Consider the following 16,390-nt stretch of genomic DNA (forward strand, 5'->3'; position numbering starts at 1 on the left):
ACTACAGGATCAGCCGTACCAAATCGGCCGTCCGCGCGAGCCCGGGGAAAGCTTCGGGCGTCGAGCGCGGATGCAGCGCGTGCACCGCGAACCGAAAAATCAAGGCACGCAACAACATTTGTGGCCATTCGGGAAGATCGTCCCAGCGCCCGATCAAAGCATCGTCCGCTCCACCCCACGAAATGGCATCGACCACGGCCACCGCTGCGGCCCATGACGTCGGACGCCAGTACGGGGTGATGTCGGTGAGGCCAGGAGCTTCGCTGCCGTCGAACAGCACCGTGCCGAACAGATCGCCGTGCACCAACTGGTCTGCCGACTCGACAGGCCTGCGCAGACTCGCGAACTGCTTGATCAATTCGAGGCTCTGACGCCCGTCTTCGGAGGTCACTTCCGGAGCGCCCGCACCCCGCGCCGCCCGCAGGGGAACAGCCTCCCAAGCCGCCCGATCTGCCGCAACGAACACATCGACATCCGCCCACGGGGCAACGGGCGGCTGCACCAGAAAGCGAGGGCGCTCCAACTGGGCCGTTGCCGCATGAAGCCGCATCGACAATGAGACGACCTCGTCGTGCCGCGGTTCCGGCGAACCCTCGATGAAGGTGTCAGCGCGCCAACTACTGACTACGTAACGCCCGTCGGTCGACCGGACGGGACGCGCAAGGCGGACACCGTCGACGGCCAGGGTCTCGCGAACCTTCGCCGACCACGCAGCACGCGCGTGATCTGCGACAGGCGAAAGCACGACATCACCGAGTCGCCACCCACCGTCCCAGTCGGCACCGAGCGGCGTGGGCGGTACATCGCGCAACCCGAATGTGGAGATCACGTGTTGAGGGGGTTCCACTGAGCTCACAACTCTCACGCTACCGCCGACGAGCCGCACCGGTCCGCAGGCGCGCGTGGAGTATGAAAGGCCGAACAGTGCCGACGTGCGACTAGTAGATCGGCAAGCTGGGATCGATCTGACCGGCCCAGGCGATAATGCCGCCTTGCAGATGAACTGCATCGGCGAAACCCGCCTGCTTGAGAACGGCAAGCGCCTCCGCCGACCGAATTCCTGTTTTGCAATGCAACACGATGCGTCGATCGTGGGGCAGCGACGAGAGCGCATCCCCGGAGATGATCCCGCCCTTCGGCACCAGGGTTGCCCCCGCGATATGCACGATGTCCCACTCCACCGGCTCGCGGACGTCTATCAACGCGACATCGGCGCCAGTCTCGAGCAACACCGCCAGCTCGTTCGGCGTGATCGTCGAATCTTCCGTCGCAGCCGCACCCTCGTCGGACACGACACCGCAGAACGCGTCGTAGTCGATGAGTTCGGTGATCGGAATCCGATCCGGATCTCGCTGCAGACGGATAGTGCGGTAGCTCATGGCCAACGCGTCGTACACCAACAATCGACCCAGCAAAGTGTCACCGATGCCGGTGATCAGCTTGATCGCCTCGGTCACCATGACCGACCCGATCGAAGCACACAGGACCCCGAGCACGCCGCCCTCCGCACAGGAAGGAACCATCCCGGGCGGAGGAGCCTCCGGATAGAGATCTCGAAGGTTCAGACCGACCCCGTCCGGCGCATCCTCCCAGAACACCGAGACCTGACCTTCGAAACGGTAGATCGACCCCCACACATAGGGCTTACCGGCCAGAGCAGCGGCGTCGTTGACGAGATAGCGCGTGGCGAAGTTGTCGGTTCCGTCGAGAACGAGATCGTACTGCTCGAAGAGAGGCACGGCATTCGAGCGATCGAGCCTCATATTGTGCAGCCTGACCTCGACGCCGGAGTTGATTTCGCGGATCGAATCGCGAGCACTTTCCCCCTTCGGGCGCCCGACGTCGGAACTGCCGTGGATGACCTGTCGCTGCAGGTTGGACAATTCGACGTCATCGAACTCGACGATCCCGAGCGTCCCCACACCTGCCGCCGCGAGATAGAGCAATGCAGGCGAGCCGAGCCCTCCGGCGCCGATCACCAACACTCGGGCGTTCCGCAACCGTCGCTGCCCCGTCATTCCTACGTCGGGGATGATCAGATGGCGACTGTATCGAGCCACCTCGTCGAGCGTGAGCTCTCCTGCCGGTTCGACCAGCGGGGGCAACTGCGTCATGAAAAATGCACTCCTCGACGGCACTCCGTCAGTGGCCGTATGCCACGTTCGGTCACTTCACGTTACCGAACTGCCCATTCGCCGCCGCTTCGGTGATCCACTGCTCGCACCGGTCCGCGATCGCAAGACGAGCTTTCAGCTACGGGGGTAAGGCCACGGATTGAACCGACAGGTCTTGCCGTCCATCGGCACGACGCCTTCTGGATCGAGGCGGGCGATGTCGTCGTTCGAGGTACCGAAGGTCTGCTGCATCATTACCGGGGCCAGGCCTCCCTCGGTTTCGCACGGCTGATGTTGCTGATAGCCGATCGCGTGTCCAACCTCGTGATTTATCTGATATTGACGATACGAGCCGATATCACCTTGAAATGCGATGGCGCCACGCACCCATCTGGGCTCGTTGAGCACGACACGACCGATTCCAGGGTTGTAGCACGAGACCTCGAGCTGAATGTCGTAACCACAGGCCTTACGGATGGACATCTGCGAGGTCAGCGAAATTCGAAAATCGGGATCACCGGATTCGATTCGGCGGAATGCGAAGCGGGGGTCGTTCGTCCAACTCTTCGGGTTGCCCAGTGTCTGATCGACCAGCCTTCCGAACGACTCGTCGCCACCGAATCCTGCCGTATCGATACCGTCCTCGACCTCGACGGTATAGGTGAAGGTGCGCTCGGTCCCTTGACCGACTTGGTTCGACGATCCAGGGACCAGGCGCCAGGTACCCGCACCATCGACAGCAAACGACCCGCCGTCCGGTAGCTCACCGGAGGGAATGGATGCAGCGAAGTTGCCGTCGGCTTTCGGCGGAACCCCGATCACTCCGGAACCGCTCGTGTCCGAACTGAGCGCTCCGAATCCCGGGTCCGCCGGCAGTGAGAGGTTTCCCGTCGCGGTGGTGGTGGGATCACCGGTGCGCACCGCGTCGACCACGACCAGCGTGGTCACCACCAGAAGCAGCGGAATTGCATAGGCTCGCCAGCCATAGACGGATGCAAATTTTCCGAGCTTGCTCTGTTTTCTGACTTGACGTTCCGGACGCGGTGTCCGCGGACGTCGCAATTCTTCTCGGCTCGTAGGGTCCCACTGGGCCCGCAGCGGCTGGTGCGAGCCTGCGCCGCCAACCTCACGCGGGAGATCATCCGGACCGCTTTCATACCGTCGAGCAGGGCCGTCATACCCTCGCGCTCGAGCGTTCTCCGTATGGCGATCGCCGTCGGTACGGCGGCCTTCTGCGGCCTCGAACCGACGTGACCGCTGATCGGGTGGGAGGTATGCACCCCCGCGCCTCGGCCCTCCTCGGTCAGTCACTCCGCCAGAATCTCACAGTCTGGCGCATACGCCGCTCGCCGCGCCGATAATTTCCCCTTCGAACAAACTCAATGCCCGATTTGACCCGACTTATCCGGATACCGACCTGTCTTCGGATGTGACTCGACGAACGAGGGACACCCGCAGTCCTTCAGGTCACTACTTCGGGAGGTATCGTTGCCCACGATCTGCGCTACAAGAACCAATTGCCTCCGGTGTTGGGCACCCACAGGCGGCCGACACCGGCGCAGTGACTATGCAGATGGGATCAACCACTATGACAGAACTCGCGGATCGGATGTCCTCGGACCGTCCGACTCCTCCAGCCGGCCGCCGCAGCGCGCGCTTGCCACGCGAGGCGCGACGCGCGCAACTCTTGGCTGCAGCAAGCGAGATTTTCGTGACCCGTGGATATCACGCGTCCGGAATGGATGAGATCGCCGAATGCGCCGGAGTCAGCAAGCCAGTGCTCTACCAACATTTCCCCGGCAAACTCGAGCTGTACCTCGCCGTACTGCAAAGTTATGTGGACACCCTGATCTCAGGGGTCAGACAGGCGTTACGTTCGACGACCGACAACCGGCAGCGCGTCCGCGCCGCGGTGCTGGCGTTCTACGACTTCGTCGACACCGACACGCAGGGGTTTCGCCTAGTGTTCGAATCGGATCTCATGGGCGACCCCCAGGTGAGCGCCCGCGTCGAGCAGGCAACTGAAGCATGCGTCGACGCAGTGTTCGACCTCGTCGCCCACGACTCGGGCCTGGATCCATACCGAGCGCGCGTACTTGCCGTCGGTCTCGTCGGTGCCAGCCAGTTCACTGCGAGGTACTGGCTCGAGGCCGACCGTCCGATTTCCAAAGAGGACGCCGTCGACACCACGGTGTCGCTTGCCTGGGGCGGACTGTCCCATGTTCCGCTTCAGTCTCCCTAGAGTTCACGACAACGCGATAGGCCCCGTATCGATCTTCCGATACGGGGCCTATCGCGTTGTCGATCCAGAAATCTAGGTCGCGAATCCGACCTTGCGAGGATCGGCTGGGCCGATCTCCACGTACGCCACCTTCGCGGCCTGCACGAGGTACTTGCGGCCCTTCTCGTCGACGAGGGCCAGCACGCCGTCCTTGCCACTCAAAGCCTGAGCAACGAGCTTCTCGACCTCGTCCGGCGACTGTGCACTGTTCACCACGAGCTCGCGAGAGCTTTCCGACACACCGATCTTGACCTCCACGGCCAACCTCCGAACTCATAGACAACTAAGGCTGCTTCATCCAGGCTAGTGCAGCCGACACCTCGGGAGCTCACCTCGCGCCTGTGCTGTCAGCGAACACCATGTCCTCGGCTAGACGAGCCCGAGCACGCGCATCCGTTTCGAGTGCTGCTCCTGCATCCGATCGAACAACGCTGCGACACCGTTGAGATCGCCCGATACCGCGATAACCAAGTCGGTGAGGCTCTCTCGCTGCGCCAATACGTACTGTGCCTGGGTGATCGCTTCACCGAGCAGTCGCCGGCCCCACAACATCAGGCGCGCCTTGTCCTGGGAGCTTTCCTGCACCCGGACCGCGACCTCGTGAACCACGAATTCCGAATGACCGGTCTCGGCGAGAACCTCGCGGACGATCCTCGCGACGCTGGGATCGAGTGTGTGGGCGATCTCGCGGTAGAAGTCGGCTGCAATTCCATCGCCGACGTAGGCTTTGACCAGAGCTTCCATCCACGTCGAGGGGTTCGTCGAAGCATGGTACTCGTCGAGTGCGCGGACGAAAGGGTCCATCGCGGTGTAGACGTCCACTCCTCGGTCCGACAGTGCCCCGACCACAGTTTCGAAGTGGTTCATTTCCGCTGCCGCCATACTTGCCAGCGCGACACGACCCTGCATCGAGGAAGCCATCCGGGCGTCCTCGGCCAGCCGATAGAACGCGGAAATTTCGCCGTACGCCAGCACCGCGAAGAGATCCGATATTCCGGGGTGGTCGTATGCGACCAACGTCATCTCGGATGAACCTCCGGAATCGGACGGGTCCTCCGTAGGTGACGCCGAGGTAGACAGAGCAGCGGTCGATAGATCAGACGAATGAGCTCCCATGGAACACGATCGTAGTCGCGCCAGGATCGATGCATCAGCGGGTGGCCGACGATGAGTGTCGGGTTGCGCGCACACTCGCGAAGGCACTGAAAATCACTCGATACACAGGATGAGCGTTCGGCAAGCTACCATGGTGCTCAGATCACTGCACGGACCGATCGATACGGACCGACTCACGCGGAGATCAGTGACAATGTGTGCGCACCTGATCCGGGTCGCTACGACTGCTTCGCCCATCGTGTTCGGGCCCGAACACGATCGCGGCTGAGGCTCGACGCGACATCACATCGGATTGAGGGCATCGACTTCGGCCGGCAATAGGCCTGTGCCCTTCCTTGTGCGTACGTTCTCGATACGAGGAAGGCCAGACCCCTGAGCAAGATCATCATCGACCAAGAAGACGAGACCGGCGACACGACGTTGTCCGCCCAGCTCGACGACACGCACGTACCCCCGACCTTCGCCGAACTGGGCGTGCGCGAGGAGATCGTCCGATCCCTGAAGGACATCGGGATCGAGCGGACCTTCGCAATCCAGGAGCTGACACTCCCCCTGGCTCTCGCCGGTGACGACCTCATCGGTCAGGCCCGGACCGGAATGGGCAAGACCTTCGGATTCGGCGTCCCTCTGCTGCAGCGCATCTCCACAACGGACTCGGGCACCACAGCTCTCGACGGCACCCCGCGGGCGCTCATCATCGTGCCCACCCGGGAACTATGTGTGCAGGTCACCTCGGACCTCCAGAATGCGGCCAAACATCTGCGCTCGACGACTGGACCTGTCAAGGTGCTCTCGATCTATGGCGGTCGCCCCTACGAGGCACAGATCAGCGCCCTCCAGAACGGCGTCGACGTCGTCGTCGGCACACCCGGACGCCTTTTGGACCTCGCAAAGCAGGGGCACCTGATTCTGGGCAAGATCGGCGTCCTGGTACTCGACGAGGCCGACGAGATGCTCGATCTCGGGTTCCTGCCGGACATCGAACGCATTCTCGGAATGGTCCCGGACAAAAGGCAGACGATGTTGTTCTCGGCAACGATGCCAGGACCGATCATCACCCTCGCCCGAACGTTCCTCACCCAGCCGACCCATATCCGTGCCGAAGAGGCCGAGTCGTCGGCAGTGCACGATCGCACCGCCCAGCACGTCTACAGAGCTCACGCACTCGACAAGGTCGAGATGGTGACCAAGGTGCTCCAAGCAAACGGCCGCGGTGCAACCATGATCTTCACCCGCACCAAGCGCACCGCCCAGAAAGTCGCAGACGAGCTCGCGGAACGCGGGTTCGCCGTCGGTTCGGTGCACGGTGACCTCGGTCAGGTCCAGCGTGAAAAAGCGCTGAAGAAGTTCCGCACTGGTGGAATCGACGTTCTCGTGGCCACCGATGTGGCCGCCCGGGGCATCGATATCGACGACGTCACGCACGTCATCAACTACCAGTGCCCGGAGGACGAGAAGACATACGTTCACCGCATCGGCCGGACAGGCCGCGCAGGCCGTACCGGCATCGCTGTGACGTTGGTCGATTGGGACGACATCCCGCGGTGGCAGCTCATCGACAAAGCCCTCAATCTCGGGACACCCGACCCTGTCGAGACCTACTCGAGCAGCCCGCACCTGTTCGAAGAACTCGACATCCCTACCGGTGTGGGCAGCACAGTCCACAAGTCGTCCGAGGCCAAGGCCACGAAGGACTCGAACGGTAGCGCTGCGACCGATGAGACCTCGGAGGAAAAGGGCTCTGAGCAGCCCGACACCGATGCGGAGCCGCGCGCTTCCAAGCCTCGCCGCTCCCGCTCTCGCTCGCGTACCAGAGCGGGCAAGCCCGCGACCGGAGAGGCAGACTCCGTCGCTGACATCACCGGGCCGGTAGCCACCGAATCCACTGGTGACACAGGGACAGAAACGACGGCTCCACCACGTAGACGACGGCGTCGCCGCTCCTCCGCGTCGGCCTCGTCCGGTGCGGCCGCGTCGGAGTAGTCTCCCAAACTGTGCTTGCACCCGAACGTCGGCGCCGGTCGGATATCGTCATCGCCGTAGCGATCGCAGTCGTGACCGTGCTCGTTCTCGGAGTTGTGTGGCTCCGAAGCGACGCGCACGGCACGACATCCGCCCCTGCGGAATCCCCTTTGCCCCAAGCGAATGTGGCAACGTCGATTCCGGTCGCGCTGACCGAGACTTGGCGTGCGTCGAGTCCGGTCACGTCGGCACCGGTCACCACAGGCGGGGCCGTCGTCACAGGCGACGGTGGCACGGTCTCCGGACGGGACCCGCTCGATGGCTCCATTGAATGGAGCTATATCCGAGATCGAAAGCTTTGTGCCGTTACAGATGCGTGGAATACCATCGTCGCGGTCTATCAGGACGCCAGGGGTTGCTCACAGGTCACCGAGCTCGACAGCTCCAGTGGTACGCGGAAAGCTCAACGTAGCAGTGACGCTGATGCGAATATCGTGCTGAGCGAGGACGGAACCTACGTCACCTCCCGCGGTGACACTCGAATGGAGCTATGGCGCTCGGACCTGGTCCGAACACTCGAATACGGTCGCGTCGACGCGCCGGTCAATCCGAGTGGTCAACCCAGATCCGGATGCACCCTGCTGTCCTCCGCTTCCAACAGTTCTCGCGTTGCAGTTCTCGAGCAGTGCCCAGGCGAGTCGGGGGCGCGACTGACAACGATGAATCCAGCCCCGAAGGATGCCCAGCAGCCGGAGGAATACGGTTCTTCCGTCGTGGCGGCGTTGATAGGACCCGGCGGCCCGATCTCCGGCGCATCGATTCTCGTCGCCTCGGGTGACCGTGTGGCAGTGGCGATTCCAGCACATTCCGCACAACCACCGAGGGTTGCCGTCTTCGACGGAAACGCACAGCCCTTGGCCGAGTACGACCTTCCTTCCGCAGTCGTCGACGAAAATCACTCCCCCACAGCCGAAGCGGTAGTCAAGGCCGCATCGGTCTTCAGCTGGTGGACTGGAAGTGGAACCGTGGCACTGGGATTGACTGATCTGGTCCCAATGTGGTCGATCCCCGGCGCGCTCGGACCCGGCACGATCATGGCCGGCCGGCTACTGGTTCCGGTACTCGACGGAACAGCAGTGATCGACCCCGCCAAGGGCACCGTAGAACGGACCTTGGACGTCGACCGAGCCGGCTATAGCGGCCCAGTGGGCATGTCGGTGATCGGCGATGTCGTCATCGAGCAGCGCGGTGAGGACCTCGTTGCGCTATCGGCACGCTGAAGCGATGCTACCGAAACCGATCAGTCCGGTGTGTTCGGAGAATAAGTGGCCAATGCGGTCCCATGCTGCCAATGTGCTAGGAGATTCGCTGCGAGTTCGCGATATGCCTGCGCGCCCTTGCTCTTTCGTCCCGAGAGCACCGTCGACCCTGAAGCCGTAGCCTCCGCAAACCGGACAGTTCGCGGGATCGGTGGCGACAGAACCGGCAGATCGTAACGATCGGATACGTCGCCGAGCACATCCCTGCTGTGGGTGGTCCGAGCATCGAACAGAGTCGGCAGAGCACCGAGCAGAGTCAGATCAGGATTGGTGATCTGCTGGATCTCCGAGACGGTCCGAAGTAACTGTCCGACACCACGATGCGCGAGAGTTTCACATTGCAGTGGAACGAGCACCGATTGGGCTGCGGTGAGGCCGTTGAGGGTCAACACCCCCAGCGACGGAGGGCAGTCGATGATGACGACGTCGAAATTGTCGATCACCGGCGCCAACGCTCGCTTGAGGGCATATTCTCGTCCCGGACGCATGAGGAGCAGCGCTTCGGCACCGGCAAGATCGATCATCGCGGGCAGCAGCATGATGCCCTCGTCGGTTTCGATGAGCACGTCGGAAACATTTTTGTCGCCGGTGAGGACTTCATGCACGGATGAATCGAGTTTGTCGGGGTTGTGACCCAACGAAAACGTCAGGCACCCCTGCGGATCGAGATCGACCACGAGAACACGCTGGTCGAGCGCGTGAAGTGCTGCCGCCAGCGACGCAACCGTCGTCGTTTTTGCGACGCCACCCTTCTGATTGGCCACTGCCAGTACTGTCGTCACACCGCTGATCCTTGCGTACAAAACACGACAGAGCCAGGCGAATGCGAATGTGGGCGCGTCGAAACCGAATCCGATGCGCCCATATCCCGGGAAACAACCGTATTGGGAACGATCTCAGTGCAGCATGACTGGAGTCTCGGTGTTCACATCGCCGCGAGCCTCGTACTTCCTTCGAGGAAGGAAGTACGCCGGTACGAAGGTCAGCAAGATGAGAACGAGCGCGACCGTGAACGTCGTACCGAAAGCGCTCGCGGAGATGTCGAGCGCGTCGGCCGGGGACGTCGCCTGTGCGACATTCTTGATCTGATTGGTCAGCACCACGGACATCACGGCGGTGCCGATGGACCCCGCTGTCTGCTGCACGATGTTCATCAATGTCGACCCACGTGCGACCTCGTGGTGGGTGAGTGTCTGCAGCGCGGCAGTCATGATCGGCATCATCGTGGATCCGAGTCCCATGCCCATCACGAACAGTGCGCCCAACAGAAGGACATACGAGGTATCCGGTCCGACCTGCGTGAACACCGCCATTCCTGCCGAGATGAACACCATTCCGACGAGCACTACCTTTCCGGGTCCAATCCGGTCTGCAAGCGTCCCCGCGAGCGGCATGGTGAGCATCGCACCGATGCCTTGAGGTGCAAGAAGAAGACCGGCAGCGAGTGTGGTCTCACCCCGAATCTGCAGGAAATAGCTCGGAAAGAGCAATCCTGCGCCCATGAATGCCACCGTGAACAACGTCGTCGTGACGACCGCCACCGTCAGCGGCTTGTTTGCAAACAGTCGCAGGTCGATCAAGGGATGCTCGGTGCGCAGCGCGTGAAGCACGAACAGGCCGATCAGAATCAGCCCCGCGATCGCCGACACCAACACCCGTGCCGAGAGAATCGTTCCCGTTTCAGGGATCGACGACACCCCGAACAAGAAGAGGGCAAGACCCGGCGACAGCATCAACATGCCGAGGAAATCGAAGGACTCCGACGGCGTCGGATCGTCCTTCGGGAAGATTGTGATCGCAGCGACGAGTGCTATCGCGCCGATCGGAACGTTGATAAGAAAGATCCAGTGCCAGCTTGCTGTTTCGATCAACCAACCACCGAGAATGGGACCACTGATGGGACCGAGCAACATCGGGACACCGAGGACTGCCATCACGCGGCCGATACGCTCCGGCCCAGCAGCCCGGGTCATGATCGTCATGCCGAGCGGCATCAGCATTCCGCCGCCGAGGCCTTGGAGCACTCGGAACGCGATGAGCGTGGTGATGTCCCAAGCAAAGCTGCACAGCACCGAGCCGAGAACGAACAGAATCAATGCGGTGATGTAGAGGCGCTTGGTTCCGAATCGGTCTGCGGCCCAGCCCGTCAGAGGGATCACCGTGGCGAGCGCGAGTGTGTAGCCCGTCATCGTCCATGCCACGGTGGCATAGGTAGCGTCGAAGACTTCCATGAACGTGGGTAGCGCAACACTGACCACGGTGACGTCGAGTATCGACATGATCGCACCCAGAACCACGACTCCAGCGACCTTCAACACGGCTGAATCGAGTTTTTCCGATGCAGCGGGAGTCGGTGGTGATGTTCCTGGCTTCGTCATAGATCGAGAGTCCTTCGAGTAGGCGAGCGCTGTGTTGTATTCGCACCGGGCCGATTCGCGCAGCGTCACACGAAAGCATCGTCGAATCTTGGTGCGAGATTTTGGCAGATACGTCCGACACGGTCGAAAAGTGCAACGCGTGCAGACGAACAAGGTCTGATCAGTATTCCCTGTCGCCGCAATACGCTCAATCCGTTTTGCCGGCGGATGCACCGTGTGGACTGTGAAACCCGACACGGCATCATTGCGGGTATGACGATCTCGAACTCCGGTACCACCGGCCGGGTCGTGCTCCTCCGGCACGGCGAAACCGAATGGGCAACAAGTGGCCGGCACACCGGAACCACGGACGTGCCACTGACAGCAGTCGGCGAGCAGCAGGCCGTTGCTGCAGGCGAACTCATCGTAGAACTCGAGCTGCGCGACCCGCTGGTCCTGTCGAGCCCACGCGCGCGGGCTCAGCGAACCGCCCAGCTCGCCGGCCTGACGGTCGACCGAGAGTGGGACGCGCTCTCCGAAGTCGACTACGGAGACTACGAGGGCCTGACCTCACCCGAAATACACACAACCGTGCCGCACTGGACCGTGTGGACGCACCCGTGCCCGAACGGTGAGTCGATCGACGATTTCGGCTCCCGTGCCGATCTCGTGCTTTCCGTCGTACTGCCGGTCATGGTCGAACGCGACGTCGTCCTCGTCGGACATGGCCATTTTTCGCGGGCTTTGCTCACTCGATGGTTAGAACTGCCTGTCGCCGAGGGGAAACGCTTCGCAATGGCTCCTGCGGCGTACTCGGTGCTGGGCTTCGATCATTCGTATCGACAGCTCGTCGTCCACAACATCAATCCGTCGGTGCGAACCGGGAGAAAGAAGCGGTGAGCAGCATGATCCGACGAGCGAACGAGAACGATGTGGAAGCCATCACCGGGCTCGTGTACGAACTGGCCGACTACGAGGAATCGCTCGAACACTGCACGGTGAAACCCGAGCAGATCGCTGCCGCTCTATTCGGCCCAGCACCTTCGGTGTTCGCCCACGTCGCCGAAAACGATGGCGAGATCGTGGGAGTGGCTCTGTGGTTCCTGAACTTCTCCACCTGGGATGGCGTCAACGGCATCTATCTCGAAGACCTCTATGTCAAACCCGCATTTCGCGGAGCGGGCCATGGCAGAGCCCTACTCGCTGCACTGGCCACGGAGTGCATCGAGAAGGGGTACACCCGGTTGAGCTGGTGGGTGCTCGATTGGAACACCCCGTCGATCGGCTTCTACCGTTCACTCGGCGCTCTCGCTCAGGACGAGTGGACGACGTTCCGGATGACCGGTGATGCACTGGCTGCCCTCGCGAATACGCCCAGCTCGAGCGAGTAGTCGGGCGGGCCTACCGAATGCACAGCAGAGTGCCGTCGTCTACATCTCTTCGTCGACGTCCCCGTACTCGGCGGCCATCCATCTCGACGACGGCGGGCTGAAAAGCAGCACCAGGATCGCGATCACCACCAGTCCGAGCAACGCACCGTACAGCGGCTGATGCGAGTCGGTGAGCAGCGACCAGACGACCGGCAACAGGAGGAACTGTACGACCAGCGCGATGGCTCGCGCCCAACGCTTACCCGCCACCAGTGCCCCACCCGCAGCTCCGACGGCCAGTCCGACCACTGCGAACCATCCGGCGGTTCCGTAGCCGTTCGCGGCGGAATCCTCGACGCCGCCGACAGCGCGGACAAGTAGAACTACGGCAACGACCGACGCCACAAGCCCTTGGAGGGCGACGAGCACCCCGGCGGACCGGAAGGTCGAAGGCGGCACCAGTGGCTGCGAAGGCGTTGACACCCGGCCAGCCTAGAACACCGCCGTCGGACCGCTAGGCTGATGCCCCGTGCGCGCGCTTCTGATCGTCAACCCCAATGCGACATCGACCACTCCTGCTGCCCGTGACCTGTTGGCGCACGCGCTGTCGAGCCGCGTTCGCGTCACGGTCGCCCACACCACGCACCGAGATCACGCGGCCGAACTGGCACGCGAAGCTCGGGAGGACGGTATGGGTCTGGTCATCGTCCACGGTGGTGACGGCACGGTGAACGAGGTCATCAACGGGCTTCTCGGTGTTCCGCTTCCGACGTCGATGCGATCAGTGACGATCGGGGCCATCCCGGCTTTGGCCGTGGTACCTGGAGGCAGTGCCAATGTCTTCGCCCGCTCCCTAGGAATCGAACCCGACCCGGTGGCTGCCACGAATCAGCTCATCGAGCTTCTCGCGTCGCGGTCGAGGCGGACGATCGGCCTCGCTCACTGCGACAACCGATGGTTCACATTCAATGCCGGCCTCGGACTCGATGCCGACGTATGTCGTGCGATCGACGCGAGCCGCAAGGACGGACGCCAGGTTTCCGCCACTCGCTATGTTCGGGCGGCCGTCCGTGAGTTCTTTCGGCACAAACGTCACGAGCCGATGTTGACAGTCGAGGTGCCGGGCCACGACCCGATCACCGGCGTGCATTACGCGTTCGTCTCCAATTCGAGTCCGTGGACCTATCTCAATGCCAGGCCGGTTCACACCAATCCCGGGACCACGTTCGATACCGGACTCGGGTTGTTCGCCATGCGGACGACCAAGGTGGTGCCGAGCCTTCTGGTGTCGCGACAACTTCTGTCTCCCGGGGCAGAACCCAAGTCTCGCAATCTCTTTCGCATCGACGACGTGCCTCGAATCAAGATTACCTCGACCGAACCGATCGGCCTGCAGATGGACGGCGACTACCTCGGGGAGCGCACCGAAGCCGAATTCTTCGCAACTCCGTCTGCACTGGAAGTCATAGCCCCGCCGTCGGAATGACCCCCGCGCTGACGGGTGGAGAAGCCAGCTTCACCCTCGTCCGGCCAGACTCGTCCAGCCTGTTTTCCGCCGCATTTACCACGGCAGCGACTATGGTGTATAGCGAGAATTCGCCATGAGGGGTACAAAGGAGCGCAGGAGGCTTGAAGCACCCTAACAGAGTGAGCTTGACCACGGTCACGCGGCAATCTATTGACTTCCCCTGAGTTCGTGAAAGCATTCACAAGCAACAGAGCGGAAACATTGGTTACGCACTCGCGAACATCAATGAAACGGAAAACGGTGCTTCGGCGCCCGGTAAGGAGCAGAGGATGGACTGGCGCCACAACGCTATTTGTCGCGACGAAGACCCGGAACTATTTTTCCCCGTGGGAAACAGTGGCCCGGCACTCGCACAAATCGCCGATGCCAAAGTCGTCTGCACGCGATGCCCTGTCACGGCTGAGTGCCTGTCATGGGCTCTCGAGTCCGGCCAGGATGCGGGCGTGTGGGGCGGTATGAGCGAAGACGAGCGTCGCGCACTCAAGCGTCGTAACGCTCGTACGCGAGCACGTAGCTCCGTCTAACGTTCCCAGGAACAAGAGCAGAAAATAACTCGGTCCGCATCGGACCGAGTTTTTTTCTGCGCGAACACGCTCGAATCAGATCCTCGGACCGCGTCTGCCCAATGGCACGCGAAGCGAGGCGTCGGTTCCGCCACCTGCGGCGCGATGCAGCCCCAGCGACCCACCCAGCTCCGCCGAGACGAGCGTCCGCACGATTTGCAGCCCTAGTCCCTCGGACTTCTCCAGAGAGAAGCCAGGAGGCAGGCCTGGACCGTCGTCGTGGACAACGACGTCGAGCCACCGCGCCGATCGGTCTGCCGTGATGCGGACCACTCCATCGGTACTCGCCACGAAACCGTGCTCCATGGCATTCTGGACCAACTCTGCGAGCACCATGACCAGCGGCGTTGCACGTTCGGCGGAAAAGACCCCCAGCGCGCCCTCCCGCACGACGCGAACGCGCGGATTGACTGTCGCAATGTCCAACATGATGGGCACCAACCGGTCGACTATCTCGTCGAGGTCGACTTCCTCGTCCACCGACATCGAGAGCATTTCGTGAACCAGTGCGATCGAGGTCACCCTGCGCACCGATTCCGACAGCGCGATACGCGCCTCTTCGTTCTCCAGCCGTCTGGACTGCAGCCGTAACAGTGCAGCGACAGTCTGCAAGTTGTTCTTCACCCGATGGTGAATCTCGCGGATGGTCGCATCTTTGCTCAGCAGAGCACGATCGCGGCGTTTGACTTCGGTGACGTCGCGCACCAGCACTATTGCGCCGACGAATTCACCACGAGGTCGGAGCGGAAGGGTTCGAATCAGGACAGTCGCGCCGCGCGCATCGACTTCCATGCGATGACCCGCATCTCCCGAAGTGGAGGCCGCAATGTGGTCGGCCACCTCCTGGGAATCGAACGGGTCGGTGATCAAGGAACGCGTCACCGAGGCAAGATCCCGTCCCGAAAGCTCGGTCGCCAATCCCATCCGGTGATACGCCGACAGTGCGTTGGGGCTGGCATAGACAACCCGCCCATCGGTGTCGAGCCGAATGAAGCCGTCACCTGCACGCGGGGACGAGTTCACGTCGGTACGTTCGGCCGGCGTCGGAAACGTTCCTTCACTGATCATCCGGCAGAGGTCATCGGCACATTCTCGGTACGCGCTCTCCAGTGCACTGGGTGGCCGCTGCTGGGCGGGGTTGATATCGCGAGTGAGGACGGCGATGACGTGGTCGCCACACCTCACCGGCACGCTTTCGGTACCGGAAGCACCGCCGCGGACGATGTCGCGGGTGACCAACGAGTCGATCACGGTCGGGTGTTGCGACTCCGACACGATCGACCCCACCATGTCCTCGGTGAAGGCGGTGGAAGCCGTTGTCGGCCTGCACTGGGCAACGCAGAGCACTTCGGCATCGGGGCGATCGGCCGCGTTGCCGGTGCCGACCCACAGCAGCAGATCGGCAAAGGACAGGTCGGCCAGAAGCTGCCACTCCCCGACCACTCGCTGCAAATGATCGACGGCATCCCCGGGAAGATCGGTGTGCTCGGCAAGAAGGTCACTGAGAGTCGACACGGTGGACGGCGACTGGGCTCAGGACACCACTGCGATGAGATCACCTTGTTTGATGACATCACCGACTTTCACGTCGATTTTGGTTACGGTGCCCGCAATTTCGGCCAGCACCGGAATCTCCATCTTCATCGATTCGAGAACCACGAGAGTGTCGCCGTGAGCGACTGTGTCCCCCTCTGCTACAACGATCTCGAAGACAGTCGACACCATCTCTGCCCGCACGTCTTCGGCCATGAATTTTCCTCTCGCTCAGTGATCCACACCA

17 protein-coding genes are annotated in these 16,390 nt (G+C 62.2%); 7 read left to right on the forward strand and 10 right to left on the reverse strand.

Annotated features, from left to right (window positions below; all coding sequences use genetic code 11):
• Position 1: 1 nt before the first annotated feature.
• The 3 genes from H2510_RS03245 to H2510_RS03255 form a co-directional block, all read right to left on the reverse strand.
• Complete coding sequence (locus H2510_RS03245) at positions 2-856, reverse strand: TIGR02569 family protein (protein WP_186626877.1); 855 nt, start codon at positions 854-856, stop codon at positions 2-4.
• An 82-nt stretch (positions 857-938) separates the two neighbouring features.
• Positions 939-2,114, reverse strand: coding sequence for an adenylyltransferase/sulfurtransferase MoeZ (gene moeZ / locus H2510_RS03250; protein WP_186626878.1), 1,176 nt, complete (start codon positions 2,112-2,114; stop codon positions 939-941).
• 135 nt (positions 2,115-2,249) lie between these two features.
• Positions 2,250-3,425 (reverse strand): DUF3152 domain-containing protein, encoded by a 1,176-nt coding sequence (locus tag H2510_RS03255; RefSeq protein ID WP_186626879.1) that lies wholly within the window; start codon positions 3,423-3,425, stop codon positions 2,250-2,252.
• Positions 3,426-3,702: 277 nt separating this feature from the next.
• On the opposite strand from H2510_RS03255, the gene H2510_RS03260 reads away from it, so the two are divergent.
• Positions 3,703-4,356, forward strand: coding sequence for a TetR/AcrR family transcriptional regulator (locus H2510_RS03260; protein ID WP_136169412.1), 654 nt, complete (start codon positions 3,703-3,705; stop codon positions 4,354-4,356).
• Between the two features lie 72 nt (positions 4,357-4,428).
• Here H2510_RS03260 and H2510_RS03265 read toward each other — a convergent pair whose 3' ends face one another.
• Positions 4,429-4,653 (reverse strand): DUF3107 domain-containing protein, encoded by a 225-nt coding sequence (locus H2510_RS03265; RefSeq protein ID WP_179142288.1) that lies wholly within the window; start codon positions 4,651-4,653, stop codon positions 4,429-4,431.
• A 111-nt stretch (positions 4,654-4,764) separates the two neighbouring features.
• Positions 4,765-5,418: a ferritin-like domain-containing protein gene (locus H2510_RS03270; RefSeq protein ID WP_261392678.1), complete on the reverse strand. Its 654-nt coding sequence runs from the start codon at positions 5,416-5,418 to the stop codon at positions 4,765-4,767.
• Between the two features lie 465 nt (positions 5,419-5,883).
• Between H2510_RS03270 and H2510_RS03275 the strand changes: the two genes are divergently transcribed.
• Complete coding sequence (locus H2510_RS03275) at positions 5,884-7,494, forward strand: DEAD/DEAH box helicase (RefSeq protein WP_186627157.1); 1,611 nt, start codon at positions 5,884-5,886, stop codon at positions 7,492-7,494.
• An 11-nt stretch (positions 7,495-7,505) separates the two neighbouring features.
• A complete protein-coding gene (locus tag H2510_RS03280) occupies positions 7,506-8,753 on the forward strand; it encodes a hypothetical protein (protein WP_186626881.1) in 1,248 nt (415 codons plus the stop codon).
• A gap of 20 nt (positions 8,754-8,773) precedes the next feature.
• On the opposite strand, the gene H2510_RS03285 is transcribed toward H2510_RS03280, so the two are convergent.
• Both H2510_RS03285 and H2510_RS03290 read right to left on the reverse strand, forming a co-directional pair.
• The gene (locus H2510_RS03285; protein ID WP_186626882.1) at positions 8,774-9,574 is read right to left on the reverse strand and encodes a ParA family protein; all 801 of its coding nucleotides are present in this window, start codon (positions 9,572-9,574) and stop codon (positions 8,774-8,776) included.
• Positions 9,575-9,688: 114 nt separating this feature from the next.
• Positions 9,689-11,170, reverse strand: a complete 1,482-nt coding sequence (locus tag H2510_RS03290; protein ID WP_186626883.1) for a DHA2 family efflux MFS transporter permease subunit — start codon at positions 11,168-11,170, stop codon at positions 9,689-9,691.
• Between the two features lie 252 nt (positions 11,171-11,422).
• Between H2510_RS03290 and H2510_RS03295 the strand changes: the two genes are divergently transcribed.
• Together H2510_RS03295 and H2510_RS03300 are read left to right on the forward strand one after the other, a co-directional pair.
• Positions 11,423-12,049, forward strand: a complete 627-nt coding sequence (locus tag H2510_RS03295) for an acid phosphatase (RefSeq protein ID WP_186626884.1) — start codon at positions 11,423-11,425, stop codon at positions 12,047-12,049.
• 5 nt (positions 12,050-12,054) lie between these two features.
• Positions 12,055-12,540: a GNAT family N-acetyltransferase gene (locus tag H2510_RS03300; RefSeq protein ID WP_186627158.1), complete on the forward strand. Its 486-nt coding sequence runs from the start codon at positions 12,055-12,057 to the stop codon at positions 12,538-12,540.
• A gap of 39 nt (positions 12,541-12,579) precedes the next feature.
• Here H2510_RS03300 and H2510_RS03305 read toward each other — a convergent pair whose 3' ends face one another.
• Complete coding sequence (locus H2510_RS03305) at positions 12,580-13,002, reverse strand: hypothetical protein (RefSeq protein ID WP_186626885.1); 423 nt, start codon at positions 13,000-13,002, stop codon at positions 12,580-12,582.
• A gap of 46 nt (positions 13,003-13,048) precedes the next feature.
• Here H2510_RS03305 and H2510_RS03310 point away from each other — a divergent pair, with 46 nt between their 5' ends.
• Together H2510_RS03310 and H2510_RS03315 are read left to right on the forward strand one after the other, a co-directional pair.
• The gene (locus H2510_RS03310; RefSeq protein ID WP_186626886.1) at positions 13,049-14,005 is read left to right on the forward strand and encodes a diacylglycerol kinase family protein; all 957 of its coding nucleotides are present in this window, start codon (positions 13,049-13,051) and stop codon (positions 14,003-14,005) included.
• 311 nt (positions 14,006-14,316) lie between these two features.
• Positions 14,317-14,571, forward strand: a complete 255-nt coding sequence (locus tag H2510_RS03315; RefSeq protein ID WP_084346872.1) for a WhiB family transcriptional regulator — start codon at positions 14,317-14,319, stop codon at positions 14,569-14,571.
• Positions 14,572-14,646: 75 nt separating this feature from the next.
• Here H2510_RS03315 and H2510_RS03320 read toward each other — a convergent pair whose 3' ends face one another.
• Positions 14,647-16,125 (reverse strand): sensor histidine kinase, encoded by a 1,479-nt coding sequence (locus H2510_RS03320; RefSeq protein WP_186626887.1) that lies wholly within the window; start codon positions 16,123-16,125, stop codon positions 14,647-14,649.
• A gap of 18 nt (positions 16,126-16,143) precedes the next feature.
• Entirely contained in the window at positions 16,144-16,359 is a 216-nt protein-coding gene (locus tag H2510_RS03325; RefSeq protein ID WP_084346870.1) for a biotin/lipoyl-binding carrier protein, read from the reverse strand.
• Positions 16,360-16,390 lie beyond the last annotated feature (31 nt).

It is taken from the genome of Rhodococcus sp. BP22, from assembly GCF_014281965.1.
GTDB lineage: Bacteria > Actinomycetota > Actinomycetes > Mycobacteriales > Mycobacteriaceae > Rhodococcoides.

Coding starts and splice junctions, on each gene's coding strand:
- moeZ (WP_186626878.1), bottom strand. CDS start 2,114: ATGACGCAGTTGCCCCCGCTGGTCGAACCGGCAGGAGAGCTCACGCTC.
- H2510_RS03260 (WP_136169412.1), top strand. CDS start 3,703: ATGACAGAACTCGCGGATCGGATGTCCTCGGACCGTCCGACTCCTCCA.
- H2510_RS03270 (WP_261392678.1), bottom strand. CDS start 5,418: ATGACGTTGGTCGCATACGACCACCCCGGAATATCGGATCTCTTCGCG.
- H2510_RS03290 (WP_186626883.1), bottom strand. CDS start 11,170: ATGACGAAGCCAGGAACATCACCACCGACTCCCGCTGCATCGGAAAAA.
- H2510_RS03295 (WP_186626884.1), top strand. CDS start 11,423: ATGACGATCTCGAACTCCGGTACCACCGGCCGGGTCGTGCTCCTCCGG.
- H2510_RS03300 (WP_186627158.1), top strand. CDS start 12,055: ATGATCCGACGAGCGAACGAGAACGATGTGGAAGCCATCACCGGGCTC.
- H2510_RS03315 (WP_084346872.1), top strand. CDS start 14,317: ATGGACTGGCGCCACAACGCTATTTGTCGCGACGAAGACCCGGAACTA.
- H2510_RS03325 (WP_084346870.1), bottom strand. CDS start 16,359: ATGGCCGAAGACGTGCGGGCAGAGATGGTGTCGACTGTCTTCGAGATC.